26 protein-coding genes are annotated in these 25623 nt (G+C 72.4%); 20 read left to right on the plus strand and 6 right to left on the minus strand.

Translation table 11 applies throughout. The features are described 5' to 3' along the window. The first annotated feature begins 39 nt into the window (after positions 1-39). The gene (locus tag GOBS_RS17395) at positions 40-990 is read left to right on the plus strand and encodes a pseudouridine-5'-phosphate glycosidase (protein WP_012949570.1); all 951 of its coding nucleotides are present in this window, start codon (positions 40-42) and stop codon (positions 988-990) included. A 2-nt stretch (positions 991-992) separates the two neighbouring features. Then, positions 993-1856 carry a carbohydrate kinase family protein gene (locus tag GOBS_RS17400; protein WP_012949571.1) on the plus strand — a complete coding sequence of 288 codons (864 nt, stop codon included), beginning with the start codon at positions 993-995 and terminating at the stop codon, positions 1854-1856. Positions 1857-2012: 156 nt separating this feature from the next. Here the strand turns inward: GOBS_RS17400 and GOBS_RS17405 are convergent, their stop codons facing one another. The 3 genes from GOBS_RS17405 to GOBS_RS25625 form a co-directional block, all read right to left on the minus strand. Beyond that, positions 2013-2354 carry a DUF3099 domain-containing protein gene (locus tag GOBS_RS17405; protein WP_012949572.1) on the minus strand — a complete coding sequence of 114 codons (342 nt, stop codon included), beginning with the start codon at positions 2352-2354 and terminating at the stop codon, positions 2013-2015. Between the two features lie 160 nt (positions 2355-2514). Further along, on the minus strand, positions 2515-3099 hold the full coding sequence (locus GOBS_RS17410; protein WP_049788617.1) for an HhH-GPD-type base excision DNA repair protein: 585 nt from the start codon (positions 3097-3099) through the stop codon (positions 2515-2517). A 39-nt stretch (positions 3100-3138) separates the two neighbouring features. After that, positions 3139-3570, minus strand: a complete 432-nt coding sequence (locus GOBS_RS25625) for a hypothetical protein (protein WP_012949574.1) — start codon at positions 3568-3570, stop codon at positions 3139-3141. A gap of 169 nt (positions 3571-3739) precedes the next feature. Between GOBS_RS25625 and dtd the strand changes: the two genes are divergently transcribed. Together dtd and sigB are read left to right on the plus strand one after the other, a co-directional pair. After that, positions 3740-4171, plus strand: coding sequence for a D-aminoacyl-tRNA deacylase (dtd, locus tag GOBS_RS17420; protein WP_012949575.1), 432 nt, complete (start codon positions 3740-3742; stop codon positions 4169-4171). A gap of 248 nt (positions 4172-4419) precedes the next feature. Further along, positions 4420-5403, plus strand: coding sequence for an RNA polymerase sigma factor SigB (gene sigB / locus GOBS_RS17425; protein ID WP_012949576.1), 984 nt, complete (start codon positions 4420-4422; stop codon positions 5401-5403). A gap of 219 nt (positions 5404-5622) precedes the next feature. On the opposite strand, the gene GOBS_RS17430 is transcribed toward sigB, so the two are convergent. Beyond that, positions 5623-8331, minus strand: coding sequence for a bifunctional acetate--CoA ligase family protein/GNAT family N-acetyltransferase (locus GOBS_RS17430; protein WP_012949577.1), 2709 nt, complete (start codon positions 8329-8331; stop codon positions 5623-5625). Then, entirely contained in the window at positions 8324-9505 is a 1182-nt protein-coding gene (locus tag GOBS_RS17435; protein WP_012949578.1) for an acetoin utilization protein AcuC, read from the minus strand. The genes GOBS_RS17430 and GOBS_RS17435 overlap by 8 nt, the downstream gene beginning before the upstream one ends. Positions 9506-9645: 140 nt before the next feature. Between GOBS_RS17435 and GOBS_RS17440 the strand changes: the two genes are divergently transcribed. The 12 genes from GOBS_RS17440 (at position 9646) to GOBS_RS17490 (ending at position 20992) form a co-directional block, all read left to right on the plus strand. After that, positions 9646-10353 (plus strand): iron-dependent transcriptional repressor DtxR, encoded by a 708-nt coding sequence (locus GOBS_RS17440; protein ID WP_012949579.1) that lies wholly within the window; start codon positions 9646-9648, stop codon positions 10351-10353. 171 nt (positions 10354-10524) lie between these two features. Continuing rightward, complete coding sequence (locus GOBS_RS17445; RefSeq protein ID WP_049788618.1) at positions 10525-12603, plus strand: S9 family peptidase; 2079 nt, start codon at positions 10525-10527, stop codon at positions 12601-12603. Between the two features lie 12 nt (positions 12604-12615). Next, the gene (locus tag GOBS_RS17450) at positions 12616-14070 is read left to right on the plus strand and encodes a recombinase family protein (protein WP_012949581.1); all 1455 of its coding nucleotides are present in this window, start codon (positions 12616-12618) and stop codon (positions 14068-14070) included. 426 nt (positions 14071-14496) lie between these two features. Continuing rightward, positions 14497-14667 carry a hypothetical protein gene (locus tag GOBS_RS27660; RefSeq protein ID WP_012949583.1) on the plus strand — a complete coding sequence of 57 codons (171 nt, stop codon included), beginning with the start codon at positions 14497-14499 and terminating at the stop codon, positions 14665-14667. A gap of 24 nt (positions 14668-14691) precedes the next feature. After that, entirely contained in the window at positions 14692-14841 is a 150-nt protein-coding gene (locus GOBS_RS27665; RefSeq protein WP_012949584.1) for a hypothetical protein, read from the plus strand. Positions 14842-14926: 85 nt separating this feature from the next. Next, the gene (locus tag GOBS_RS17455) at positions 14927-15853 is read left to right on the plus strand and encodes a hypothetical protein (RefSeq protein ID WP_041241558.1); all 927 of its coding nucleotides are present in this window, start codon (positions 14927-14929) and stop codon (positions 15851-15853) included. A 276-nt stretch (positions 15854-16129) separates the two neighbouring features. Next, complete coding sequence (locus tag GOBS_RS17460) at positions 16130-16342, plus strand: GIY-YIG nuclease family protein (RefSeq protein ID WP_041241559.1); 213 nt, start codon at positions 16130-16132, stop codon at positions 16340-16342. Between the two features lie 172 nt (positions 16343-16514). Then, complete coding sequence (locus GOBS_RS17465) at positions 16515-17171, plus strand: hypothetical protein (protein WP_012949587.1); 657 nt, start codon at positions 16515-16517, stop codon at positions 17169-17171. 1619 nt (positions 17172-18790) lie between these two features. Beyond that, complete coding sequence (locus tag GOBS_RS17475) at positions 18791-19039, plus strand: hypothetical protein (protein ID WP_012949589.1); 249 nt, start codon at positions 18791-18793, stop codon at positions 19037-19039. Then, the gene (locus GOBS_RS17480; protein WP_012949590.1) at positions 19032-19283 is read left to right on the plus strand and encodes a hypothetical protein; all 252 of its coding nucleotides are present in this window, start codon (positions 19032-19034) and stop codon (positions 19281-19283) included. Before GOBS_RS17475 ends, GOBS_RS17480 begins: the two co-directional genes overlap by 8 nt. Before the next feature lie 29 nt (positions 19284-19312). Further along, the gene (locus tag GOBS_RS17485) at positions 19313-19561 is read left to right on the plus strand and encodes a hypothetical protein (RefSeq protein ID WP_012949591.1); all 249 of its coding nucleotides are present in this window, start codon (positions 19313-19315) and stop codon (positions 19559-19561) included. Positions 19562-19756: 195 nt separating this feature from the next. Next, positions 19757-20992 (plus strand): phage major capsid protein, encoded by a 1236-nt coding sequence (locus tag GOBS_RS17490; protein ID WP_012949592.1) that lies wholly within the window; start codon positions 19757-19759, stop codon positions 20990-20992. A gap of 168 nt (positions 20993-21160) precedes the next feature. Here the strand turns inward: GOBS_RS17490 and GOBS_RS17495 are convergent, their stop codons facing one another. Further along, entirely contained in the window at positions 21161-21400 is a 240-nt protein-coding gene (locus tag GOBS_RS17495; RefSeq protein ID WP_041241561.1) for a hypothetical protein, read from the minus strand. A gap of 393 nt (positions 21401-21793) precedes the next feature. Here GOBS_RS17495 and GOBS_RS17500 point away from each other — a divergent pair, with 393 nt between their 5' ends. From GOBS_RS17500 to GOBS_RS28935, 4 genes are all read left to right on the plus strand, one after another. Then, positions 21794-22435 carry a DUF4352 domain-containing protein gene (locus GOBS_RS17500; protein WP_012949593.1) on the plus strand — a complete coding sequence of 214 codons (642 nt, stop codon included), beginning with the start codon at positions 21794-21796 and terminating at the stop codon, positions 22433-22435. A gap of 138 nt (positions 22436-22573) precedes the next feature. Next, on the plus strand, positions 22574-23323 hold the full coding sequence (locus GOBS_RS17505; RefSeq protein WP_012949594.1) for a hypothetical protein: 750 nt from the start codon (positions 22574-22576) through the stop codon (positions 23321-23323). An 876-nt stretch (positions 23324-24199) separates the two neighbouring features. Further along, positions 24200-25138 (plus strand): TRADD-N-associated membrane domain-containing protein, encoded by a 939-nt coding sequence (locus GOBS_RS27670; RefSeq protein WP_012949595.1) that lies wholly within the window; start codon positions 24200-24202, stop codon positions 25136-25138. Between the two features lie 358 nt (positions 25139-25496). Next, positions 25497-25616, plus strand: a complete 120-nt coding sequence (locus GOBS_RS28935) for a phage major capsid protein (protein WP_166487443.1) — start codon at positions 25497-25499, stop codon at positions 25614-25616. Positions 25617-25623 lie beyond the last annotated feature (7 nt).

Here is a 25623-nt window from a genome sequence, read left to right on the forward strand (position 1 = left end):
GCCCGCCGGGCGCGACTCCTCCGCCACCATGATGGCAGGGTGCTGCCCTCCCGCCCCGGTCCGCCCGCCGTCCTGCCCTCCCCGGCGCCCGTGCTGTCCTCCGAGGTCGCCGACGCGCTGACCACCGGCCGGCCGGTCGTGGCGTTGGAGAGCACGCTGCTCGCCCACGGCCTGCCCCGGCCGGACAACCGCGCCGCGGCCGACGAGGTGGAGGCGGCCGTGCGCGCCGGCGGGGCGGTCCCCGCGACCATCGCCGTCCTGGACGGCGTCCCGCACGTCGGCCTGACCGCGGAGCAGGTCGACCGGGTGTGCGCCGACCCGGACCTGGACAAGCTCGCCGTCCGCGACCTGCCGGTCGCCCTGGCACTGGGCCGCAGCGGGGCGACGACGGTCTCGAGCACCGCGCTGCTGGCCGCCGCCGCCGGCATCGGCGTGTTCGCCACCGGCGGGCTCGGCGGCGTGCACCGGGAGGCGGCCGACACCTTCGACGAGTCCGCCGACCTCACCACGCTGTCGCGCACCCCGCTGCTGGTGGTGTGTGCCGGGGTGAAGTCGATCCTCGACGTGCCCGCGACGCTGGAGCGGATGGAGTCGCTGTCGGTCACCGTGGTCGGTTACCGGACGACGACCTTCCCCGGCTTCTACATCGCCGACTCCGGCTCGACGGTGGACTGGGCGGTGTCCTCGCCGGAGGAGGCCGCCGCCGTCCTCGCCGCGCGGCGCGGCCTGGCCCCCGGCGGCGTGGTGGTGGCCAACCCGCTGCCCGACGACGAGCAGCTGGACCCCGGGCTGCACGACCGGGTGATCGCCGACGCGCTGGCCGCGGCCGCGCAGGCCGGGGTGCGCGGCAAGGCCGTGACGCCGTTCGTGCTCGACCACCTGCACCGGGTCAGCGAGGGCGCCACGCTGGCGGTCAACGTCCGGCTGGTGCTGCGCAACGCCGAGCTGGCCGGCCGGATCGCCGCGGCCCTGGCCGCCGTCCCCCGCTGACCGTGCCCGACGTCGTGGTGGTCGGCGACCTGGCCACCGACGTCGTCGTGCTCCTCGACGGCGCCCCGGCGCCCGGCTCGGACCGGCCGGCCGCCATCCGGAGCCACGGTGGAGGCGCCGGGGCGAACGTCGCCGTCCACCTGGCCCGGCTGGGCACGCCGGTCACCTTCGCCGCATGCGTGGGGGACGACGCCGCCGGGACCGGTCTGGTGGCCGAGCTGGCCGCCGCGGGGGTGACCCCGGCCGTGCGCACCGTCGCGGGTGCGGCCTCCGGCACGATCGTCAGCCTGGTCGAGCCCGGCGGGCAGCGCAGCATGCTGGCCGACCGCGGCGCCAACCTCGCGCTGGGGGCAGCAGACGTGCCGGTGCCTCGCCGCCACCTGCACCTGTCCGGCTACACCCTCTTCGCGCCCGGCCCGCGCGCCGCCGGGCTGGCCGCGCTGGCCGCCGCCCGCGCGGCCGGGTGCACCGTCTCGGTGGACCCGGCGTCCACCGGCCCGCTGGCCGCTCGCGGCGTCGACCGGTGGCTGGCCGACACGGCGGCGGCCACGCTGGTGCTGCCCAACGCGGACGAGGCGCGGCTGCTCACCGGCTGCGCCGACCCGGCGACGGCCGCCCGCGCGCTCGCGGCCCGCCACGCGGGAGCCGTCGTGACGCTGGGCGCCGACGGCGCGCTGTGGGCCGCGGGCGACGTGCTGGTGCACCGCCCGGCGCACGCGGTGGAGGTGGTCGACACGACCGGGGCCGGCGACGCCTTCACCGCCGGGTTCCTGTCGGTCTGGCTGGCCGACCGGAACCCGGTGCGGGCGCTGGAGGCGGGCCTGACCCAGGCGGCGGTCGTGGTCGCCCGGCCGGGCGCCCGCTGAGCCCCTTCTCCGACGCCCGCCACGAGCCTGGTGAGGTGCTGGAACGGCCACCCTCCAGGGGCCCGCCGGCCTCGCCCCGGGGGCCGCACTGAGCCCGCGAAGGGTGGGGAGGACGGGGCCCTTCCACGGGGCGCGGTGGGCAGGGTGGCCCCTCGTTCAGTGGTCGATGACCCGCCCCGGGCGCACCGGGTTCTCCAGGATCCGGTCCGGTCGCGGCGGTGTGTAGCGGTTGACGTCGACCTTCTTCTTCGGCGGCCGGTCGTTGGCCATCATCACCGCGACCCAGGGCAGCACGGTGCCCAGCACGGCGAAGATGAGCGCCAGCCACAGGACCTGGTAGAAGACCGCCGCCAGCACGAGGCTCACGCCACGGACGAGCATGGTGAGCACATAGCGCCGCTTCCGGGCGGCGTGCTGCTCGGCCAGGCTCGGTTCGGCCTCAGTGATGAGCACCGGCTCCGGCCGGCGGGGTCGCGCGGGCTGCTGGCTCGAGGCCACGGGCTTCCTCCCCTCCGCCGTCCCTGCGCGGGTCCGGCGGATCCCCTCATGAGCTGCGGTGCCCGGCGTCCCGACGGCGCCCGGGTCCCCGTACAGCCCGGGGTCTGCCGCCCATGGTGCCACCGGATCGCGCACGATGCAGGCACCCCGGCGTTGCATCTCAGGAGGTCACAGCCGCCTTCGCCGCCCGCTTGGCCTCCTGCTTGAACGCCCGCACCTCGGCCAGCGACTCGGGGCCGGTGACGTCGGCGACCGAGCGCCGGGCCCCCTCCCGGCCGTAGTCGCCGGCGGCCTCCCGCCAGCCCGGCGGGGTGACGCCGTACTGCTTGCCGAGCAGCGCGACGAGGATCTTCGCCTTCTGCGCGCCGAAGCCGGGCAGCTGCCCGATCCGCTGCAGCAGGGTGGCGCCGTCCGGCACGTCGGCCCAGAGCCGCTCGGCACGGCCGTCGTAGCGCTCCACGAGCAGCCGGCACACCGCCTGGGTGCGGGCGGCCATCGAGCCCGGGTAGCGGTGGATCGCCGGCGGGCCCTGGAAGGCCTTCGCGAGCTGCTCGGGGTCGGCGTCGGCCAGATCGGCGGCGGAGAGGGTGTCGACGCCCATCCGGTCGGCCAGCAGCCGGGGCCCGGCGAAGGCGCGCTCCATGGGGAACTGTTGGTCGAACAGCATGCCCAGCAGCAGCGCGAGCGGGTCCCGGCCGAGCAGTTCGTCGGCCGCCGGGTCCTGGGCGATGGTCACGATGGGCACCCGGTAGATCCTGCCCGACCGGCGCACGGGACCCTCGGCTCACGAGGTGGATGCACCCGGATGGGCAGGCTGCAGGGTCAGGCTGACCGCCCGGAAGCCGTGCAGCGCCCGGTCGCGGGCACCGGCCGGTGACGGCGAGCGGGATCTATCAGCGCGCCGACTGCCGCGAGCACGCCGCGGACCGCTGTGGCCGCGCGCGAGGACACCTCCCGGCCGGAGCCGCCGCTCCTGCAGGGCGTCGACCTCTCGGGGCAGGTCACTGGTCGACGCGCGGGGCTCGACCTCCGAGCGGCCGGTGCTGCACTCCTCCGCGTGGGGAACGACCAGGATCGCTGTGGCGGTGATGGCCTGCAGGGTGCTCCCGACGTCGCCGTGGTCCTCCCGGAGTCGCCGGGCGGTGCGGGCCATCAGGTCGGCCAGGTCGTGCGTCGGACCGACCCCCTCACCCGCGTCGTCCTCGGGAGCGGCCATGCGCCCAACCTGGTGCGTCGGACAGCAGCAGCCTGCCCTCCGGTGAGCGGTGCCCGTGTCGACGCAGGGGCCATCAGCGCGTCCTGCTCGCCATCCCGTGGACCTGGGCCGGGTCGCGGCCGAGCGGGGTCGGCACGCCGCCGTACCCGTCCGGCCGGAGGATGGCCGGGTGCGCGCGGTGGTGAGCAGGGTCGGTACGGCAGCCGTGACCGTGGAGGGCGCGGTCGTCGGCGAGATCGGCCGCGGGCTGCTGGCGCTGGTCGGGGTGGGCCGTGAGGACGACGCGGAGCGGGCCCGGACGCTGGCGCGCAAGGTGCACGAGCTGCGGGTCTTCCCCACCGACGACGGCGCCCGGTCGGTGGGCGACCTCGGCCTGCCGGTGCTCGTCGTCAGCCAGTTCACGCTGTACGCCGACACGCGCCGGGGACGGCGTCCCTCCTGGGCCGACGCCGCTCCCGGCGAGACGGCCGAGCCGCTGGTCGAGGAGGTGGTCGCCGAGCTGCGCCGCCGCGGCAGCGAGGTCGCCACGGGGGTCTTCGGAGCGCGCATGCTGGTGTCGTCGGTCAACGAGGGACCGATGACCTTGCTCCTGGAAGTCTGAGCGCCGGCCGAGCCGGGTACCCAGACGTGACGCGACACACGTCCTGTGCGTTGGCTGGGAAACGGGCATCCGTGGAACACCTGACCCCATCCGAGCCGTTGGACAGGGCGTACCACACGGACACCGAGCAGGGGCTCACCGGCTGACCAGGCCGGCCGAGCAGCCCCACCCCCGACGCCCGGGTGCACCGTCGCCCATCGACGACCGACGGTGTGCATCCGACCCGAAGGCAAGGACGAAGACAGATCGTGACGCTGCTGCAGTCTTCCACCACTGACACCCTCGAGGTCCGCTCGTCGCGCCGCGAGCCGGACACCAGCGGGCTGGTCTCGACCGACCTCGTCCGGGTGTACCTCAACACCATCGGCAAGACGGCGCTGCTCACCGCCGAGCAGGAGGTCGAGCTCTCCAAGCGCATCGAGGCCGGTCTGTACGCCGAGCGCCTGCTGACCGAGCGGCAGCTGACCCCTGCTCTGCAGCGGGACTACAAGGCGCTGGCCGCCGACGGCAAGGCCGCCAAGCGGCACTTGCTGGAGGCCAACCTGCGCCTGGTCGTCTCGGTGGCCAAGCGCTACACCGGCCACGGCATGACGTTCCTGGACCTCATCCAGGAGGGCAACGTCGGCCTGATCCGCGCGGTCGAGAAGTTCGACTACACCAAGGGCTTCAAGTTCTCGACCTACGCGACGTGGTGGATTCGCCAGGCGATCACCCGCGCGATGGCCGACTCCGGCCGCACCATCCGGCTGCCCGTGCACCTCGCCGAGCAGGTCAACAAGGTGGTGCGCACCCGGCGCCGGATCCACCAGGAGCTGGAGCGCGAGCCCACCGCCGAGGAGCTGGGTCTCGAGCTCGACATGACCCCGGAGCGGATCACCGAGCTGCTGGAGTACTCCCGCGACCTGGTGTCGCTGGACCAGACCGTCGGTGCCGACGAGGAGTCCCGGCTCGGTGACTTCATCGAGGACGCCGACGCCGCGGTCGCCGAGGACGCCGTGGCCTTCCAGATGATGAAGGGCGACGTGCGCAACGTGCTGTCCACGCTGGAGGAGCGGGAGCGCGACGTGGTCGTGCTGCGCTTCGGCCTGGACGGCGGCCAGCCGCGCACGCTGGAGCAGATCGGCAAGCAGTTCGGTCTCTCCCGCGAGCGGGTCCGCCAGATCGAGCGCGAGACCATGGCGAAGCTGCGCGACCCGCAGCGTGCCGACGCCCTGCGCGACTACCTGGCCTAGTCCCGGACAGACAGCGAGAGCCGGTCACCGTGTGGTGACCGGCTCTCGCTGTGTCTGCAGGCGGTGACCACGGCCGCCTCGGCCGGTGAGCGGCTCGGCGGGAGAAGGCGCCGTGACGCGGGGCCGGACCTCCCGGCGCGGTGCCGTGGACACGCTGCGCGCAGGCCGGGGACGGCACCTGGCCGCGGTGTCGTCCGGGAGGACGACAGATCGCACAGCTCACATGGGTGCCCGCATCCGGCGGGGGCCGGGGTCGACGCGGGCGGTGGGTGGGCCGACGCGGGCGCTGGCGCCGGCGACCACCAGCGATCGGCCGCCGTGCCAGGGATTGGGCGGGCCGACGATCACCGGCTCCAGGGTCAGCTGCAGCACCTCGGGCAGGTCGTCGGCCAGCCGGGCGACCCGCAGCAGCAGGTTCTCCAGCGCCGCGACGTCGGCCGGCTCGGAGCCGCGGTAGCCGTTGAGCAGCGGCCACGCCCGCGGCGCGCGCACCAGCTCGGCGGCGTCCCGGTCGGTCAGCGGCAGGGGCCGGTAGGCGCGGTCGCCGAGCAGGTCGGTGGCGACACCGCCCAGACCGAAGCTGACCAGCGCGCCGAACGACGGGTCGTCGACGATCCCCACGACCGTGGCCACCCCGGGTGCGGCCATCTCCTGCACGATCACCGGGTCGCCGGACGGGATCGCCGCGAACGCCGCGCGCACCGCGTCGGCGTCGCCGACGTCCAGCCGCACCCCGCCCAGGTCGGAGCGGTGCTGCAGCCACGGTGCCGTCGACTTGAGCACGACCGGGTAGCCGACCTCCTCGGCCGCGGCGACCGCGGCCTCGGCGTCCGTGACCGTGCGGGTTCCCAGCAGCGGGATGCCGTAGGCGGCCAGCAGCGCGATGAGCTCCTCGTCGGTGAGCGGCCGCCCGCCGGGTGCCGAGGCCAGCGCCGGCAGGACCACGTCACGCGCGGCCCGCTCGTCGATCCCCTCGAGCTCCGGCACCTCACCGACCGGGCGGCGTCGCCAGGCGGCGTACTGCGCCACCTTGGCCAGCGCGATCACCCCACGCTCGGGCGTGGAGAACGACGGCACCGAGCCGCGCGCCGGCGTCCCGTCCTCCCCGGGGACGGCCGTCTCGGCCGGGATGCCCTCGGCGGACAGGAACGTCGCCACGATGGGCTTGTCCGCACCGGTGGCGACCTCGCGCAGGGCGCGGCCGAACTCGGCCGAGACACGGCTGAGCGGGGGCAGGAAGACCGCCACCACGGCGTCCACCCCGTCGTCGTCCACGGCCTCCTGCAGCGCGGCGCGCCACTCCTCGACCGAGCCTCCGGCGCCGATGTCGGTCGGCGCATCGTGCGCCAGCTCCAGTCCGTACTCGAGGACGGAGTCGGAGACCAGCGCCCCCATCGCCGTGGAGTTGCCGACGACCGCGACCCGGTCACCGGACGGCAGGGGCTGGTGGGCCAGCAGCGTGCCGACGTCGAACAGCTGCGCCAGGGTCTCCACCCGGATCACACCGGCCGAGGCGAACAGCGCCGCCACCGACTCCTCCGGCACCGCCACCGAGGTGCCGGCCAGGCCCTCGGTCATCCGCACGTGCCGGCCGCTCTTGACCGCCACCACCGGCTTGGTGCGGCCGACCTGGCGCGCGAGGCGGGCGAACTTGCGCGGGTTGCCGAAGCTCTCCAGGTGCAGCAGCACGACCTCGGTACCGGGGTCGGTCGCCCAGTACTGCAGCAGGTCGTTGCCGCTGACGTCGGCACGGTTGCCGGCGGAGACGAAGGTGGACAGGCCGAGGTTGCGGGTGCGCGCCTGCTCCAGCAGCGCCGATCCCAGCGCACCGGACTGCGCGAAGAAGCCCACCCGTCCGCGGCCGGGGACCCGGGGTGCCAGGCTGGCGTTGAGCCGCACCGCAGGATCGGTGTTCACGATGCCCAGGCAGTTGGGGCCCACGACCCGCATCCCCGAGGCGCGGGCGGCGGCCACGAGCGCGCGCTCGCGGGCCCGCCCCTCGGCTCCGGACTCGCCGAACCCGCCGGTGATCACCACCAGGCCGCGCACCTTCTTGCGCCGCGCGGCCTCGACCACCGCGGCGACCTCCTCGGCGGGCACAGCGACGATCGCGAGGTCGACGTCGTCCGGGACCTCCTCGATGCCGGCGTAGGCGGGGACACCGCGCACGTGCCGGCTGCCGGGGTTGACCGGGTAGATCGGGCCCTGGAAGCCGTAGTCGAGCAGGTGCCGCAGGGCGGCGTGGCCGAGCTTGCCCTCGTCGTTGCTCGCCCCCACCACGGCGACCGACGACGGCGTGAGCAGCCGTGCGATCGATCGCGACTCGCTGCGCTGTTCCCGCTCGTAGGCGACCTGCAGGGCACTCTCGGTCTGCGCGATGGGGAACGTCAGGTGGACGACGCCCTCCTCGTAGGACCGGGTCGGGGTGTACCCCGCGTCGAGGAAGACCCGCACCATCCGGTTGTTCTGCGCCAGCACCTCGGCGACGAAGCGCTGGATGCCCCGCTCCCGCGCGGCAGCGGCCAGGTGCTCGAGGAGCACCGAGCCCAGTCCGCGGCCCTGGTGGGCGTCCTCGACGAGGAAGGCGATCTCGGCATCGTCGGTGCCGGGATACCGGTCGTAGCGGCCCACCGCGATGATCTGGTCACCCAGCAGCACCACGAAGGCGACCCGGTCGACGTGGTCGACGTGGGTGAAGCGGTGCAGGTCCTTGTCCGACAGCCGCCTCATCGGCCCGAAGAACCGGTAGTAGCGGGTCTGGTCGGAGCTGCGGTCCATCAGCCCGACCAGGCCCTCGTCGTCCTCGGGACAGATCGGGCGCAGGTGCACCGTGCCGCCGTCGGCGGCGACGATGTCGGCCTCCCAGTGCGCGGGCGGCTGCGGCGGGGCGTCCTCCGCCGGCGGGGTCTCGGTGCTCTGCTCAGTCACGGGGGTCGTCCGGGTCCAGGCCGAAGTAGGGGAACGCGGCGTTGCGGGTGCGGCCGATGGCCCGGTCCACGCGGGACTCGGTGAACGGATCCCAGTGCGCGAAGCCGGTGTAGCCGCCCTCGGTCATGTGCGTCGGTGGCCGGGCGCGGAGCCCGCGGCGGACGACGTCCTCCCGCCAGGACTCGGGGATCTCGGTGGCCGGGTCCAGCCGGGCGCCGGCCGCCTCGGCGATCAGGTGCGTCCAGGCCCGCGGCACGCAGCGCACCAGGCCGTAGCCGCCACCGCCGAGGGCGATCCAGCGGCCGTCGCAGATCTCGTGGGCGAGGTCGTGCACCGCGCGGTAGCTGACCCGCTGCCCGTCGATGGTGAGCCCGAGGTCGGCGAGCGGGTCCTCGTGGTGGGCGTCGCAGCCGCACTGGGTCACCAGGATCTCCGGCTGGAACGCCTTGAGGACGCTGGGCACGACCGCGTGGAAGGCCCGCAGCCAGCCGGTGTCGTCGGTGCCGTTGGGCAGGGCGAGGTTGACCGCGCTGCCCAGCGCCTTGTCCGGGTCGCCGGTCTCCTCGGGGAAGCCGGTGCCGGGGAACAGCGTCAGCGGCGTCTGGTGGATGCTCACGGTCAGCACCCGCGGGTCGTCGTAGAAGACGGCCTGCACGCCGTCGCCGTGGTGGACGTCGAGGTCGACGTAGGCGATGCGCTGGTGGCCCTGGTCCAGCAGCCACTGGATCGCCACCGCGGCGTCGTTGAAGACGCAGAAGCCCGACGCGCGATCGCGCATCGCGTGGTGCAGCCCGCCGGAGATGTTGACCGCGTGCTGCGCCCGGCCGCTGTGCACCTGCTCGGCGGCGAGCACGCTGCCGCCGGTGATCAGTGCAGCGGCGTCGTACATGCCGTCGAAGACGGGGTTGTCCGCCGTCCCGAGACCATGGCCGACGCCGGGGTCGACCGGGGCGCGCTTGACCGCGTCCAGGTAGGCCGGGTCGTGCACCCGGGTGAGCAGGTCGACGTCGGCCGGCGTGGGCCGCAGCACCTGCAGCCGGTCGGTGGACAGGACGCCGAGGCCGTCGGCCAGCCGCATCGTGAGGTCCAGCCGGACCGGGTGCAGCGGATGGTCCCCGCCCATCGTGTAGCCGAGCAACGCGTCGTCCCAGACGACTGCGACCGAGTCACTCACGGGACCCTCCCGACGTCGACGGCGGTGTCGCGGGCGACGCTACCGTCGGTACCGCCGCGGCGTGCCTCGAGCGGTGCCGTCGCGCGAGCGGGCGCGCGCGCTCTCCCCCCGTACCATTCGGGACGACACGGAGGAGACCTGTGAACGACCTCATCGACACCACCGAGATGTACCTCCGGACGATCTTCGAGCTGGAGGAGGAGGGGATCGTCCCCCTCCGAGCCCGCATCGCCGAGCGGCTGCACCAGAGCGGTCCGACGGTGAGCCAGACGGTCGCCCGGATGGAGCGCGACGGCCTGCTGACCGTCGAGGGCGACCGGCACCTGCAGCTGTCCGAGTCCGGGCGGCAGCTGGCCACCGCGGTGATGCGCAAGCACCGGCTCGCGGAGTGCCTGCTGGTCGACGTCATCGGCCTGGACTACGCCGACGTCCACGAGGAGGCGTGCCGCTGGGAGCACGTCATGAGCGAGGCCGTGGAGCGCAAGCTGCTGACCCTCCTCGGCAACCCGACGGTGTCGCCCTTCGGCAACCCGATCCCCGGTCTCGACGCCCTGGGCGGCGAGACCTCCGCGGTCCTCGACTCGCTGACCCTGCTGTCCACCACTGCGAGCCCCGAGGGACGCCGCGTGGAGATCAAGCGGATCAGCGAGCAGCTGCAGGAGGACACCCAGCTCATGCGCCAGCTGGCCGCCCAGGGCCTGCGGCCGGGCATGACCGCCGTCGCCCAGCTGACCGCCGGTTCGGTCAGCCTCGACGGCAACGTGCTGCCCATGGGCGTGGCTCAGCACGTGTTCGTCAGCGCCCTGGACGAGGAGCTCACCCCGGCCGAGGCGGCTCCCCGCCGCTGAGGGAGGTCCCCGTCCTCCTCGCCGCGGAAGGACCCCGTCCTCCCCACCCTCCGCGAGCTCGGGGCGGTGCCCGGGACGGGGCCGCGGCGAGCGTCTGGACGGGGCCTGTCCGGGACGGGTCGGCGGGACCCTGAGGGGGGCCACGCTGCGCCGGCTCCTACCGTGGGCCCGGTGAGCGAGCCCTCCGACGCCCCCGCCACCTCCTCCCCCTCCGGATCCCCCTTCGCCGACCTGGCGGCCTTCGTCGCCCTGCCGCGGGTCGGCGGCCTGGCCCTGTCGCCGGACGGCCGGCGGCTGGCGATCGCGGTGCAGACCCTGGACCGCGAGAAGACCGCGTGGCAGTCGGCGCTGTGGGAGGTCGACCCCGAGGGACGGCGGCCGGCCCGCCGGCTGACCCGCAGCGCACCGGGCGAGTCCTCGCCGGTGTGGGCGCCCGACGGCTCGCTGCTGTTCACCTCCGCCCGCCCCGATCCGGGGGCCGGCGACGGAACGGAGGAGCCGAAGCCGGCGCTCTGGAGCCTGCCCGCCGACGGCGGTGAGGCGCGGCCGGTGCTGACCCACCCGGGCGGGATCTCGGGTGTCGCCCTCGCCGCGGACTCCGGCGAGGTGGTCGTCACCGCGTCCGCCATGCCGGGAGCGGGCGACGCCGAGGCCGACGCGGAGCGGCGGAAGCGGCGCAAGGAGGCCGGGGTCACCGCGATCCTCCACGAGGCCTACCCGGTGCGGTACTGGGACAGCGACCTCGGCCCGGCCACCCCGCACCTGTTCTGGGCCGGCGGACTCCCCGCCGAGCCGCACGCCGGTGCCGAGCGCCCGCCGGTCGAGCTGCGCGACCTGACCCCCGACGCCGTCCCGCCCTCCGGCGCCGGTGGCGACCTGACTCTCTCCCCCGACGGCCGGCTCCTCGTGCGCGTGGAGTCCGTCCCCGACGGCCCGGCGGGCCGGCGGGACCGGCTGGTCCTCCTCGAGACCGCCACCGGGGAGGCCCGAGCCCTGGTCGACGACCCGCTCGCCGACCTGGGCGCGCCGCGCTTCTCCCCGGACGGCAGCGCCGTCGTCTGCGTGCGGGAGTCGATGTCGAGCCACGACGAGCCGCCGGACTACACGCTGTTGCACGTCGACGTCGCCACCGGCGCGGCACGGGAGCTCACCCCGGGCTTCGACCGCTGGCCGTCCGCGCCGCAGTTCAACGCCGACAGGACGGCGGTGTACTTCCTGGCCGACGACGACGGCCGGCACGCGCTCTTCCGGGTGCCCACGGACGGCGGGGAGCCGGTCCGCATGACCACCGACGGCGCCTACAGCGACCTGCAGGTGGCCCGTGACGGCAGCGCCCTCTACGCGTTGCGCTCGGCCTACGACGAGCCGCCGGCGCCGGTGCGGCTGGACCCGGAGGCGACCGGCCAGCACCCCGACCCGCTGCCGAACCCGGGGACCCTCGCCGGGTTGCCCGGCACCCTGCAGGAGGTCGAGGCCACCGCCGCCGACGGGACGCCGGTGCACTGCTGGCTGGTGCTGCCCGAGGGCGCGTCGGCGGAGCGCCCGGCGCCGCTGGTGCTGTGGGTCCACGGCGGGCCGTTGATGAGCTGGAACTCGTGGTCCTGGCGCTGGTGCCCGTGGGTGCTGGCCGCCCGCGGCTACGCCGTCCTGCTGCCCGACCCGGCGCTGTCGCAGGGGTACGGGCAGGACTTCGTCCGCCGCGGCTGGGGCGCCTGGGGCGAGGCGCCCTACACCGACCTGATGGCGGCGGTCGACGCCGTGGAGCAGCGGCCGGAGATCGACGAGTCGCGCACCGCCGCGATGGGCGGCTCGTTCGGCGGCTACATGGCCAACTGGATCGCCACCCAGACCGACCGGTTCCGGGCGATCGTCACCCACGCCAGCCTGTGGGACGTGGACTCCTTCATCGGCACCACCGATGCGGCCTACTACTGGGAGAAGGAGTGGGGCGACCCGCTGCGCCAGCCCAAGCGCTACGAGCAGAACTCGCCGCACCGCTACGCCGACGCCATCCGCACCCCGGTGCTCGTGATCCACGGTGACCGCGACTACCGGGTGCCGATCGGCGAGGCGCTGCGGCTCTGGTACGACCTGCAGAAGCGCGGCGTCCCCTCCCGGTTCCTCTATTTCCCGAACGAGAACCACTGGGTGCTGACGCCCGGGAACGCGGGGGTATTCTGGGAGACAGTTCTCGCCTTCCTGGCGGAGCATGTACTCGACCAGGGGTGGCGACGCCCGGACCTGTTGTGACCAGGGGGACACATGGCAGGCAAGACTCCGCAGCGGGCCGCGATCTACGTCCGCATCTCGGACGACCGGGAGGGTCAGGGCCTCGGCGTCACGCGGCAGGAGCAGGACTGCCGGGCGCTCACGGAGCGGCTGGAGTGGACGCTGCACCCGCACCGGCCCGTCTACTCGGACAACGACATCGGCGCGAGCACCAAGAGCCGGAAGGCCCGCCCGGAGTTCGCCGAGCTGCTGGCCGCGGTCCGGGCCGGGACCGTGGACGGCATCCTCTACTACTCCACGTCCCGTCTGACCCGGCGGCCGATGGAGTACGAGGGGATCAAGGCCCTGGTGGAGGACACCGGGGTCCGCCTCGCGTCGGTGGTGTCGGGGCAGGTGGACCTGACCACCGCCGACGGGCGGCTGTTGGGCGGGATCATGGCGCAGTTCGACGCCGCCGAGGCCGAGCGCATCAGCGAGAGAGTGCGGCGGACGTTCGTGCAGCACCGGGAGGCCGGGAGGCCGCACACGACCGGCACCCGCCCGTTCGGGTACAAGCCAGGCGGGATCAAGGTGGACGCCGTCGAGGCCGCCGCGATCCGCGACGCCGTCGAGTGGATCACCGACGAGAACGTCCAGGCGAGCCTGGGAGACGTGGTCCGGGCCTGGACCGCCGCCGGGCTGGAGACCGTGACCGGCCGCCCCTGGTCGCGGGTGATGGTGTCGAAGGTCCTCACCCGGCCGCGGAACGCCGGGCTGGTCGAGTACCTCGGGGAGATCGTCGGCCGCGGCAGCTTCGACGCGATCCTGACCGAGGACGAGCTGCGCGCCGTCCGCGAGGCCCTGGCCGCCCGGTCGGGGCTGGTGACCGCGCGCTACAGCCGCCGCCAGCATCTCCTGTCCGGGCTCATCTACTGCGGGGTCTGCGGCGGCCGGATGAAGGTGTCCGCGCGGCGGGACGCGGAGGGCGCGGTGCGCGCCGACTCGTTCGTCTCGTGCGTCAAGGACAACGGCGGGTGCGGGCACGTCAAGCGCAACCTACGGCTGGCGGAGGCGTTCATCCTCGGCGCGGTCGAGCGCCGACTGGCCGACGCCACGGCCTTCGCTGACCCGGACGACGACTCCGAGGCCGCGCAGGAGGCCGCGCGGCTGACCGCCGAGCGCGACACCCTGCGGGCCAAGGTCGAGCGGCTCCAGAAGCTGATGCTGGACGACCCGGACTTCACCGCCGAGGACTTCGTGCCGATGATCCGGAAGCTGCGGGACCGCATCCGCGAGGTGGAGGCGCTGCTGGCCGACGTGGAGCTGCCCGCCCGCCGCGACGCCCTGGGGGAGGACCCGCTGGCCGACTGGCAGGCCGGTGGGTTCGATGAGCGCCGGGAGGTCCTGGAGGCGCTGGTGGCGCAGATCGTGCTGCACCCGATCGGGAAGGTGGGCCCGGCGCGGTCGCGGGCGATGGTGCCGGAGACGACGCAGATCATCTGGCGGTAGCCGGACAGCTCGGCCCGGCGGCCCCGACCCCTCCTTGCGTGGGGGGCGGGGCCGTTTCGCTGTCTCCGGGGTGAACTTTTTTACCGGCTTTCAGCGGCCTGTGGCGGCCTGTGGCGGCCTGTGGCGGCCTGTGGCGGCCTTTCGGAATAAGGGGCCCGATAGGTCTCCGTAGCGCTTGTCGGCCTTTCTGCGGACAATGGATGTAGCCCGCTCACCAGCACGGATGTGGAGACAACCTCCGATGGAAACCCCCCGCAACGCTCGGCCGACGGCATTCGCCGGACACGTCGGTAGGCGCGTCCACTCCGCCGAGAGAAGCGTCCAGAAATGGACGTCTACTTATCCGCCAATCCCGCGAGCGGTCCGGGAAAGGCTCGCCGACATGCTCCTCGCCGAGGACCCGGCCGACCCCACCGAGGTCGGGCAGTGAGCACCGACGACCACCTCGCCGAGCTGTACGCCTCCGGCGCGGTCTACGCCGCCGCGTCCGCCCCGATCAGCCCGGCCACCGCCCGCGAGGCCCTGACCCTGCTGCGCGCCCAGCGCCTCGATCGGGACCGCCGCCGCCAGGGACGCCGCAACCGAGGGGCCGCGTAATGAACGAGGACTACTCCGACCGGCATGGCGGTGCTCCGGAACATGCGGGGCGGAGCCGCCGCGGGTGCCGCCGCCGGGCCGACCGGGATGGCCGCCGTCGCCGCCACGTCCGCCGCCAAGGGCAGCGTCGGCACCCCTCCCCCGCCCGCTCCTGCCGCGAAGGACGCTGCCTGACCATGCACGACAAGCAGAAGCCCCGGGCCGGTCGGTATCCGGCCCGGGGCTGCACCCCAAGTCTAGGACTAGGCGGGTGGGTTCGGTGAGCGTCGCCGCCTCCCGCTGGGTGTTCCGGCACATCGCCGACTACGGCATCCGCCCCGACGAGGACCGGGCCGACTTCGGGCCATACCGCCTCGCGCTACTGCTCGCCGACTACACGAACCCTAAGGACCCGGGGGAGGGTGCCTGGCCGTCGCGGGACACGCTGGCCGTCGACCTCAGGACGACGCCCCGGACCGTCACCCGCTGGCTGGCGCGCCTCATTGCCGCCGGGGTAGTCGAGGTCCACGAACAGGAGGCTCCGCCGACCGGGAGACGCGGTCGGCGGTCACACCGCTATCTGCTGCCCGGCTTCCTCGCCGCCGAGTTGCTGGACAAGCCGAGCGTGTCCGTGTCCCGCAACTCCTCAGACTTGGAAGACACGCTACGCGGGAACGTGTCCCGCAACTCCGCCGATTTGCGGGACACGGACGCCAAATTGCGGGACACGGACGGGGGAATTGCGAGACACGGACACGCTCACGATGACCCCCGAGGGAGATATCTAGAAGTGAAGGAGGGGAAGGACCCCCTCCCCCCCACTCCTTGGTTCCCTCGTCAGTGCTCCCAGCACCAGGACGCTGAGAACGACCGGCCGTGCGTCCCGTGCAAGCGAGCCCGCCAAGATCACGACGCCGCGGCCGACGAGAAGCTGACCCGGCAGCAGGTCGAGGACATCCTCGGGGTCGACTACTGGCAGCCTCCGCCCCCGCCCGCCAACATCTGGGATGACGACCGCGCCAGCCAGGCGTGGGCTCGTGAGCAGGTCGAGGCTCACCGCGCCGACCGGATGCGGCAGGCCAAGCTCCGCCTCAGCAAGAGCGAGACGGGGGGGCCAGCCGTGGATGTGACCCGACTCCCGGCCCCCGCATCGACCGGCGGCCGGGAACAAACCCCACCCCCTCCCCACTCCTCCGTAACTGCGTAGTTGTCTCCCGCGCCCAGGCACCCGCGGGACACGGGGACGCCGGTGGGGGACGGCTCCGGGCTCTCCGCCTGCCGTCCCCGGCCGCCGCCGACCCCACGAATGCCCGATACCGGTCTAGGGCGGCTGGTGATGGAGAGCAAGGAGCCGGACCGGTGGCGTGCCCGGCGCACGTCAGGAGGGGGAGACCGCCCCATGACGGTTCCCGGTCAACTCCCGATGTGGGACGACCTAGCTGCTGCGGTGCGGGGGGAGGTCCGGCCCTACGGGACGGTGTCAATGCCAGGCCTGCTGCCGCCGGTGCTGCCACCGGGTGTGGCCCTCAACCCGGGTGTCGGGGACGGGGGCCCGGCGACCCTGCTGTACCGCGCGTACTGCCGGTGCGGGGTCCTCGCCTACGTCGGGGTCACCAACAACCTCCTGTCGCGGATCGGCGGGCACGCCGCCTCCCCCAGCTACCGGTGGGTGTGCCGGGTGGCCCGGTGGGAGTGAGAGGTCTACCCGACCCGCCGCGCCGCGCTGGCCGCCGAGCGGCAGGCGATCCGCACCGAGCGGCCGATGCACAACCTCGTGCACGCCGTCGAGCGGGTGACCACCCCCGGTGCCGGTGCCCGCAGCCCGAGGAGACACCCCCGGGGGGAGTCCCCGGGGACGATGGGGTGCCATGACCGAGCCGACGCCCGACTCCCCAGCCGAGCCCCCCGCCGACGAGGGGCCACCGACGGTCATCACCCGCTGGGCCACCACCGCCGACGTGCCCCCCGCCGCGTGGGCCGCGATGTCCTCCGACATGCGGGACGTCCTGGCCGTGACCGCCGCGGGCGGGGCGACGGTGACCCATCCGGACGACCCGGCCGGGCCGCCGCTGTTCACCCCGGCCACCATCGCGTTCCGGGTGACCACCCCGGACGGGCCGCCGCTGACGGTAGAGGTCAAGCGCGCCGCGGGCTCCGGGCGGGTGGAGACGTCGGCGACCCGCACGACCGGCCTGGTCCACCTGACGATGACGAGAGCGGCTCAGCATTGGGGTGCCCTGGTGCGGACCGACTCCGGCGCGGACACCCGCGCCCGGGCATTCGCGGACGCCCTCGGCGAGACGCTGTTCGGGGCTGCGGATCGGGCCGTCGGCGGCGGCATCCCCCTCCCCCCGGTGGAGACCGCCCGGGGGATCACCCGCGCCGCCTACGAGCGCGCCGCAGCAGATGCCCCCCCGGGGGGAGACGTCGTCGGCTATCTGAACGCGGCCATCGCCGAGCTGACCGAGGAGCGGGACGGCCGGGCCCTGGCCGCCGCCGCGCTCCCCCCGCCTGACCGCCGCTGACGAGGACACCCCGCCCTGCCTCATCCCGTCGGTGCCCGCTTGTGCCCGACCCCGGACCCCCTGGACGTGGACACCCCCCGGAGGAGAGCTCCACCCCCAGGTCACGACCCCCTCAGCGCCCCCGTACCGACAGCCCTAGCCCGGAGACGCCAGGCCCCCAGCGTTCGGCCGGTGCGCGTCGACTGGTGGCACGCACGGTCCGCGCTGGCTCCCGAGCACGAGGGGACCGGCACGGGGTCGACCCCCTGAGTTGCCGTGTGCCGCCTCCGATGAGGGGCCGCGGTCTCCTCGACTCCAGCACGTTCGGCTCAGGCCGTCCTGCGGCAACTGACGGGGTCGATCTCACGAGGACCACCAGCACGAGGGACACCACCAGCGCGAGAGGCACGAGGACAGCGGGCACGACGGCATCGGCACGACGACATCGGGACAGCGTGGTCACGACGACGGCATCGGCCAGCGTGGACAACAGGACGTGGACAGCAGGACGTCGACAGCACCACGGCATCCGCACCGCATGGGCAGCAGAGCAGAGACACGGCGAGCAGGGAGGCAGGGCAGCAGGGAGGCAGGGCAAGGCAGGGCAAGGCAGGGCCAGCACGAGGCAGCGGACACGGCTACACCTCACGAGCACGAGCAGATGAGCGCGAGCCATCGAACAGCACGAGCAACCATGATCGACAACGCCCGAGTACGAAGATCACATGAGCAACGCGTGAGCTGACGCGTGATTACGTGACCTGCGATGACGCGTGCATCGTGAGCAGCGTGAGCTAGAGCCAGCACACGACGACAGCACGAGCAGCGAGACCGACAGCGCCGAGCACGGCGACGACAGGGTCAGCACGACGGGCACGAGCACGGGCACGGGCACGACGGGCACCGCACCACCCACCGACCGGATCCGGAGGCGATCCGGCACCGTCTCCGCGCCACCTCCGCAGGCGGTGAGGGTCCACTCGTGGATCGCCCGTGCTGGTGGATCATGGGCATGTCGTCTCGCTCGGCGGTGAGCGCCCCGGGCCGCACTGGAGCGCCACGCCTCCTGCACACCGCAGGGCGAGGCGACGCACTACGCCTGAGCCATCGAGGGAGCCGCGGAGACCATCGGCCGAGCTACGATTTACTCAGACAGTAAGCGAATAACTGCGCAGGGTAGGGGGCTTTGCGATCCCCTCTCCGTCGGCGCTGGCGACCCCCGGCCGGTAGTCGTATCCCTCCCCACCGGACGCTAGGAAGGGGGGAGAGGTGTCTACGATGGGTGTAACCGCAGGTCAGCCGCGCATTATCGGCTCTGACTGGTAGCCGAACGGAGGCACCGTGGCGCGTAAGCCGGACACCCCGTGCGCCGGAGGCTGTGGACGTCTCCTCTGGGGCACGTCCACGTCGCTGCCCCCGGGGGAGCGGGTGTGCCAGCGGTGCCGCCGGGCCCGGAAGAATGCGGAGCCGGACGAGGCCCGGCCGGAGGCGTGCGGCTACTGCGCCGAGCCGTTCACGTCCAAGCGGCGGGGTGTCGGGTTGTGGTCGTGGTGCTGCTCCCGGACGTGCGCGCGGCGTCTGCGGATCGCCGAGGGTGACGACCCGTTCATGGTCGCCGCCGCCCTGCGGAGGGAGACCCGGTGAGCCCCGAAGACGAACCGATCACCCCCGAGGACATCACCCGCGGGGAGCTGGACGCGATCTCCGCGGAGCTACGCGGTGCACGGCGGGAGCTGGACGCCGCCCTCGTCGTCGCCAGCTTCTACGTCCGGTCTCACGCGGAGAGCTGCCCGGCGGCGTCCGCGCTGACCGACCGAATCGCCGCCGCCTACGACAGGTTGGCGCTGGCCAACATCGCCGCGACGACCGCGGTCGACGGCCATGGATGAGGCCGCCGCCGCGCTGCTGACCGCCGCGCTGGGCCGCCGGATCGTGCCCGCCGACGTCCAGCACACCCACGGGTCATGGGTCCTGCTGCTGCCGGAGCACCCCCGCGACCCCGCCTGCCAGGTGCTCCCCGCGCACGGCCGCCGCTATCAGGTGCACCCCGACGGGGCGGTGTACGACGTGGCCGCCGCTGTGTGGTGGCGGGACGGGCGACGCATCCCCCAAGGCCAGACCCGCACCGCGTAGCCGCGGGTACTGCGAATCGAGGAGACCCCATGGATGAGACGACCGCCGCCGCCCGCCTGTCCGCCGCCATCGGCCGCAAGATCGACCCCGCCGAGGTGGAGCACGTCGAGGGCGCGTTTGTGATCTTGCGGCCGTTGCCGAGGCGTATCTACCAGCTCCACGCCGGGAACGTGGCCTATGAGGGGGACGCGGCGATGTGGTGGCGCAACGGCCGCCCGTGGGAACGCGCCGGGGACGAACGGAACACTCCCCGCCCCCTGGAGCTGGGGGCGGAGTAGTCGTCGCACCCAGCGGGTATACTCCTGCGGTCGGCATAGACGCCCCGGCCCGCTAGAGGACCGGGTGGCCTCGCCGCCCGACACCCGCAACACCTCGCGTTCGCCATAGAACGCCCGCCGCCCCGAGATCGAGGCGCGGTCACCGCCGTAGCACCCCCATGCGTGGGTCCGGCGCGTTTCTAAGGCGAACCCCCGATGCACGTCGCCATCACCACTCCCGAGCACGCCCGCCAGGCTTTGGACCGGGCCGACCAGCTCGCCTCCGCCGCCCGCAAGTCCGGGCGACCCCTCACCGATGCCGAGCACGCCGAAGTGCGTGACCTCCTCGCCGGTGTCCAGCAGCACAGGGACGAAACCGAGATGCGGGACCGCATCGAGGGCATGCGGCGACCCGGTGCAAAGGCCGTGTACGGCTCCCGGAGCACCGGCGGCACCGCCGGTGAGGCGTTCACCAGCAGCACCGCTTTCCAGTCGCTGCAGATGGCGTTCAAGTCCGGCGCGCTCACCGGCCGGTGGACCTCCGGCCCCGTCGAGGTGCCGGACTACTTCACCGGCCGCAAGGCCACCCTCCTCACCGGCGACTTCCCGTTCGAGCCGGACGTGCGCCCCGGCATCCAGCCGATCCTCCAGCGCCCGATCGTGGTCACCGACCTGTTCGCGCCGGGCACCACCGACTCCGCCCTGGTCCGGTACGTCGAGGAGACCCTGTTCACCAACGGCGCTACCACCGTCGGCGAGGGCGGGCTCAAGCCCGAGAGTGCGCTCGCGTTCGACTCCGTGGACGAGCCCGTGAGAAAGATTGCGCACCACCTGCCGGTGAGCGACGAAATGCTCGAAGATTCGAGCCAGATGAGGTCATATATCGATTCTCGTCTGCGGCTCGGTGTGCAACTGGTCGAGGAGACCCAGCTCCTCTCCGGTGACGGCACCGGCACCAACCTCCGCGGCCTACTCAACCGCACCGGCCTGCAGAACCTCACCCTGACCGCCCCGACGACGGGGACGAACCCGTCCATCGCCGAGACGCTGTACCAGGCGATCACGAACGTCCGCGTCAACGCCCTCGTCGAACCCGACGGCGTCGTCATGCACCCGTCCGACTACGCCGCCCTGCGGCTGGCCAAGGACTCCGGTGGGGAGTTCAACGCCGGAGGCCCGTTCGGCGCGCTCGCCGGGACCACCGTGTGGGGCCTGCCCGTGGCCCTGTCCATGGCGCTGCCGGTCAACACCGCGATCGTGGGCGCGTTCCGCTCCCAGGCTCAGGTGTTCCGCCGCAGCGGGCTCGTCGTGGAGGCAAGCAACTCGCACGCTGACTACTGGACGCACAACCTGACTTCCATCCGCGCTGAGCTGAGAGTTGCGCTGGCGGTGTTCAGGCCGTCGGCGTTCGTGCGGTTGGCCGGACTCCAGCACGCAGGCGTCAGCGCCTGACCCCACAGGCCGATCCTCCGCCCGCGTGTTCGGCGACTCCGCGGGTGAAGGGCCGCACCAACCGGGGCGTCAAAGTCACCGGCCCACTTGGTCATGCGGGTGGGACCCGGATCCATGGCCGGTGAGGGGCGTCTCCTATGCGCCCCGCAGACCCGACCAGCGCCCCGGTCACAGCTCCCGGCCGGTGGCGTCCTCGCCAGGCCCGCCACCGGCCGGGAGTCGACCACCAGGAAAGGACCCCGACGTGGGTGACGCACAGGCCCCGGTGATCTTCGCGCCGCGGAGACGCCTCAACACCGGATCGGCGATCTCCGGACGCAGGTAGCGCACCTGCACCGGGAGCTTGACCTCATCGCCCTCGGCTTGCGCTCCGTCGCCGCCGGGCTGGACGAGCTGGCCGCCGAGCACGACGAGCAGGAGCAGTAGCCGTGGCCTCCTCCGCCGCCGGTGCCACCGGGCTCGTGCCCGCCGCTGAGGTTGGTCGTGGTCCGGCTCCCGGGTACAGACCCGATTAGTACCGCGGCCGCCAACCTTCGCCCTGAGCGGCCCACTCAGGGACACGCAGCCCCGTCGGCTTGGCGGCTGACACCCTCGGATCGACCGCTCGGCGGGATGGTGATCGTGGTCGTCCTGGCAACATATGCCATCCCGAAGGGGGGAGCTTGTACGAATCGATTCGTGACCTGACGAGGTCCTGTTTCTAGTCTTACGAAGACATCTAGCCGGGCCGCGGATGATCCGTTGGGCAGCGGGCTCTCAAGATCAATTCGCGCCACTCAAGTCATCGACGGGGGATCCTCCATGTCACAGCCCACTCCGCCTGCGCCTCCGCAGTTCGCAGATCCCAAGAGCGCGAAGGCCCAGGCGAAGGCCGAGAAGGCGTATCGCAAGGCCAGCCGCCCCTTCTTCAAGAAGAAGCGCTTCATCCTTCTCGCGGTCATCGCCCTCATCCTCATCATCGCCATCGCCCAGGGCGGCGATGACGACAGCGGCTCGTCCTCGACTTCGTCCGGCGGCGGTTCCTCGTCCGGCGATATCGCCAAGGCCGTGGGCCTGAACCAGGCCGTTCAGGACGGCAAGTTCGAGTTCACCGTCACCGGCGTGGACTGCTCCAAGAACACTCTCGGAGCCGACCCCGTTTCCACCCAGGCGGCCGGCGTCTTCTGTCTGGTGAACGTGAACGTGGCGAACATCGGGGACGAGGCCCAGACCCTCGACTCCACCAGCCAGTACGGCTACGACGCTGCAGGCAAGAAGTTCTCTACGGACACCGAGGCCGCGTTCTACCTGGAGAACGGCGGCGACACGCTGTTCGAGCAGTTGAACCCCGGTACGTCCGTGGACGGTGTGCTTGTCTTCGACGTGCCTGCCGAAACGCAGCTGACCAAGCTGGAGCTGCACGATTCGCCGTTTTCCGGGGGCGTGACGGTCAACCTCGGCTGATAGCTCGAACGACGTACGAAGCCCCTGTCCCGGTCAGCTGGGGCGGGGGCTTCGTCATTTCAGGCCGCCTTAGCGGGGCTGCCACGGGCGGTCCCAGCGCGACACAACCACACTTAAGCTCACGTTAGGAATGACACCGTGGCCGAGGACACGACCACCGAGCCGCTCGAGGACGAGACCGCGCCCGAGCCTACGCCTGCGCCGACGCGCACGCCCCTCTGGCAGCGTGGACCCGTCCGAGTGGCCGCAGGAGCCGCTGCGCTGCTCCTGGCCGCTGGCCTGGGCGCGACCGCCGTCGCCGCGAGCCAGCAAATGAATGAGCCGATAGCCGCAACGCCGACGCTGCCTCCCACCCCGACGCCCACGCCCGCACCCACCACGAGCGCCGCGCCGGACCCGGACCTGAGCCCACGCGGTCACATCATGAAGGACCTCGGAGAGGTCGATGGGCTCGCCCACCCGGACGACCTCACGCCGTCACTTGAGGAGCTCGTCCTCTCGTTCTCCATCGACGCGATCCGGGTGGACGCGCCCTGCACGAGCGAGTACGCCGAGGACCCGGAGAACGGGCACTTCGTGGCGCTCGACATCCGCGCCTCCACGACCGAGAACTACCCGACGGACGCCTACTACTTCCAGATGAACCCGACATCCTTCTCCTTCGTGGGGTCGGACGGTGTGTTCGTGCAGAACATCGCGACGACGCCGACCTACGGGTGCATGGACTACGACGACCCGAACCTCTTCCCGTCCGCGACGTTCACGCCGGCGAGCTCGTACCGCGGGACCGTGATCCTGGATATCCCGGAGACGAGCGGCACGCTCATCTGGACTCCCATGGGCGGCACCTCCGGCTGGGAGTGGCAGATCGGGGGCCCCGCCCAGTAGGACCGGCCGGTGCCCGGCGCGGCGTACCCGTCCGAGAGGATCGCCCTGGTGGCGTTCGTCCCGGCCCGGCAGGAGCCCCCCGGCCGCGCCGGTCACGATCGGCGACCTGCCGCGGCATCGGGTCCTCACGATGCAGGCCGACTCCACCGGCCGGTGGCAGGTGTGCACGCTGGGGGACGAGCGGAGCACGTTCGGCCCATACGGGGGTCGCGGGACGGCCCCCCGGGCCTCATCACCCGCTCACCGTGGACGAGGTGGACCGGTGACCGCCGTCTGCCCGGAGTGCGCGGGGCCGCAGCTCCCCGGTCACCCAAGGGGCACCTGGTGTTCAACCACAACCGGGCCACCTGCTCCCTGGGCCGCGCCGAGGACGCCACCGCCGACGCCGACCTACGCCGTGCGGCCGGGTAGCTGGGGCCGTTCGCCCGGCCGGTCACCGACGTCGAGAGGACCTTGCTGGGCGCCGTCGGGATCGACCCGGCCGTCATCGAGCCGTGGAGCCACGTCATCCCCGTGTCGCCGGGCGTGATCCGGCGGCACTGAACGGAGAGGAGGGAGATCGCAGCATGACCGAGAACGCCATGACCGAGACCGCCGAGTGCGACGCGGACGTCTCGACCCCAGACCGTCCGGGACCAGCCCGGGCGACCGGGGAGAACTACGACGACGACCCGCCAGGCCGTCAGGCGGGCCGCCGACCAGGGCAGCGGCGTCACCTGGGGTGCGGTCTTGCGGGGACGTGATTGATTGCCTAAGTGCGCCTTGTTTCATCATCACCCCCGCGCCAAGAGGCCTTGCTGATCCGGCTGATCAAGCTGAGACTCCCTAGTGCAACGCCGTCTCCTCCGCCGCGCGGGTCACTCGGAGGCAGGAACCATGGGTACTTCATACCAGTCACCGCTTACTGAGTCCGAGAACGTGGTCACGCAGGTTGCCGAGGCCCAGGCTCGTCGCGATTATGCGCAGACACCGGAAGGTCAACGGAAGGCAAACCTGCGGCGCTACTTGAACATGTTTGGTGTAGCTTCGAGTGCAGCCGCAGTCTTCGCCGTAATTTTGGGCCCCTTTGCGTTCCAGTGGCCAGGTCGAATAACAGGAGCGGTTGCCGCCTCGTGCCTCTTCTTGGCAGCGTTTCTACCGTTTGTCGGTTACAGGACTTATGAGAAGGGGCTAGGCGCCTGGAATCCTCGCGCCAGAGCTGAGGCCCTCCAGGACTTACAGGCTAAAAAGGAGAAGTTTCTGGCGGAGTCCAGCCTTGAGGCCCTACTGATTTTCAACCGCGAGGACATGTATCGGTACCATGACATCGCTACAACGGTCGCTCGTCGGGCCTCTCGTCTGAGCGCTTTCGCTATGACCGTGGGATTCTTGGTCCTGGTCGCGGGAGCAATTTCTGTCGTCATAATACAGAACAACACCAGTAAGATTGTCATCGCGGCGCTGACTGCGTTGGGTGGCCTCTTCTCCGGATACATCACCAAGACATTCTTTACAGCCGAAGAAAAGGCCGTCAATCAGCTGTATAAGTATTGGCAGCAGCCGCGTGAGGCGAGCTATCTACTGGCGGCCGAGCGCGTAGCCAGAGAACTCAACGATCCGGCGAAGGAGCGTGCATACACAGACGTGATCACAAAGGCGCTGTCCATCGTGCTGATCAAGGAGCAGCTCGATCTCGAGGCGGACAACGTAGCTGGCAATGGCGCGCTGACGTCAAAGCCTCGCACCCGTCGGCCACGTGGATCCACGCGAGTCCAGCCAAATAATCCACCGGCGCAACCCAACGGTCAGGGCTCAGCCGCGGCCGACACAGCATAAGCTGAGAGGCCAAGACTCCTGATGCAAAGGGGTGGTGGAAAATGCCTAATCACCTGGTGGCGTATAGCGGTGTCTGAGATGGCCTGCTGCGCCCAGCAATAAGCGCCAGCAGCGCACCCGTCGGGTCAGCGGCCCGAGGGATCACCCATCCGTACCGGGGCTGACTCTCGGAGCCAGCGCGCATGACCCTGACCACCGGCACCGCCGGATCCCTCCTGACCCCCGAGCAGGTCGAAGACCTGTTCACCAAGCCCGTCCTGGCCGCCTCGGTGGCGCTCAACCCGCTGTGCTCGCGGGTGCTGCGGCCGACCGCTCCCTCCGTCCGGCTGCCCGCCGTCACCGCCGACCCCACGGTCGCGTGGGTCGCCGAGCGGTGTTCTTCATCAGTGACCGGGTCGCCGTCCGGGCCACCTGCCGGGTCGGCTTCGGCTTCCCGCACACCGCCGCCCTGGTCCGCATCCGGCTCGCCGCAAGCTGACCGACGG

Source organism: Geodermatophilus obscurus DSM 43160, from assembly GCF_000025345.1.
Taxonomy (GTDB): Bacteria; Actinomycetota; Actinomycetes; order Mycobacteriales; family Geodermatophilaceae; genus Geodermatophilus; species Geodermatophilus obscurus.

Bases quoted from the DNA above. Each gene is read 5' to 3' on its own strand.
- GOBS_RS17465 (WP_012949587.1), top strand. From the start codon at position 16,515: ATGACCGAGCCGACGCCCGACTCCCCAGCCGAGCCCCCCGCCGACGAG.
- GOBS_RS17500 (WP_012949593.1), top strand. From the start codon at position 21,794: ATGTCACAGCCCACTCCGCCTGCGCCTCCGCAGTTCGCAGATCCCAAG.
- GOBS_RS27665 (WP_012949584.1), top strand. From the start codon at position 14,692: ATGGCGGTGCTCCGGAACATGCGGGGCGGAGCCGCCGCGGGTGCCGCC.
- GOBS_RS17480 (WP_012949590.1), top strand. From the start codon at position 19,032: ATGGATGAGGCCGCCGCCGCGCTGCTGACCGCCGCGCTGGGCCGCCGG.
- GOBS_RS17460 (WP_041241559.1), top strand. From the start codon at position 16,130: ATGCCAGGCCTGCTGCCGCCGGTGCTGCCACCGGGTGTGGCCCTCAAC.
- GOBS_RS25625 (WP_012949574.1), bottom strand. From the start codon at position 3,570: ATGGCCGCTCCCGAGGACGACGCGGGTGAGGGGGTCGGTCCGACGCAC.
- GOBS_RS17450 (WP_012949581.1), top strand. From the start codon at position 12,616: ATGGCAGGCAAGACTCCGCAGCGGGCCGCGATCTACGTCCGCATCTCG.
- GOBS_RS17490 (WP_012949592.1), top strand. From the start codon at position 19,757: ATGCACGTCGCCATCACCACTCCCGAGCACGCCCGCCAGGCTTTGGAC.
- GOBS_RS27670 (WP_012949595.1), top strand. From the start codon at position 24,200: ATGGGTACTTCATACCAGTCACCGCTTACTGAGTCCGAGAACGTGGTC.
- GOBS_RS17485 (WP_012949591.1), top strand. From the start codon at position 19,313: ATGGATGAGACGACCGCCGCCGCCCGCCTGTCCGCCGCCATCGGCCGC.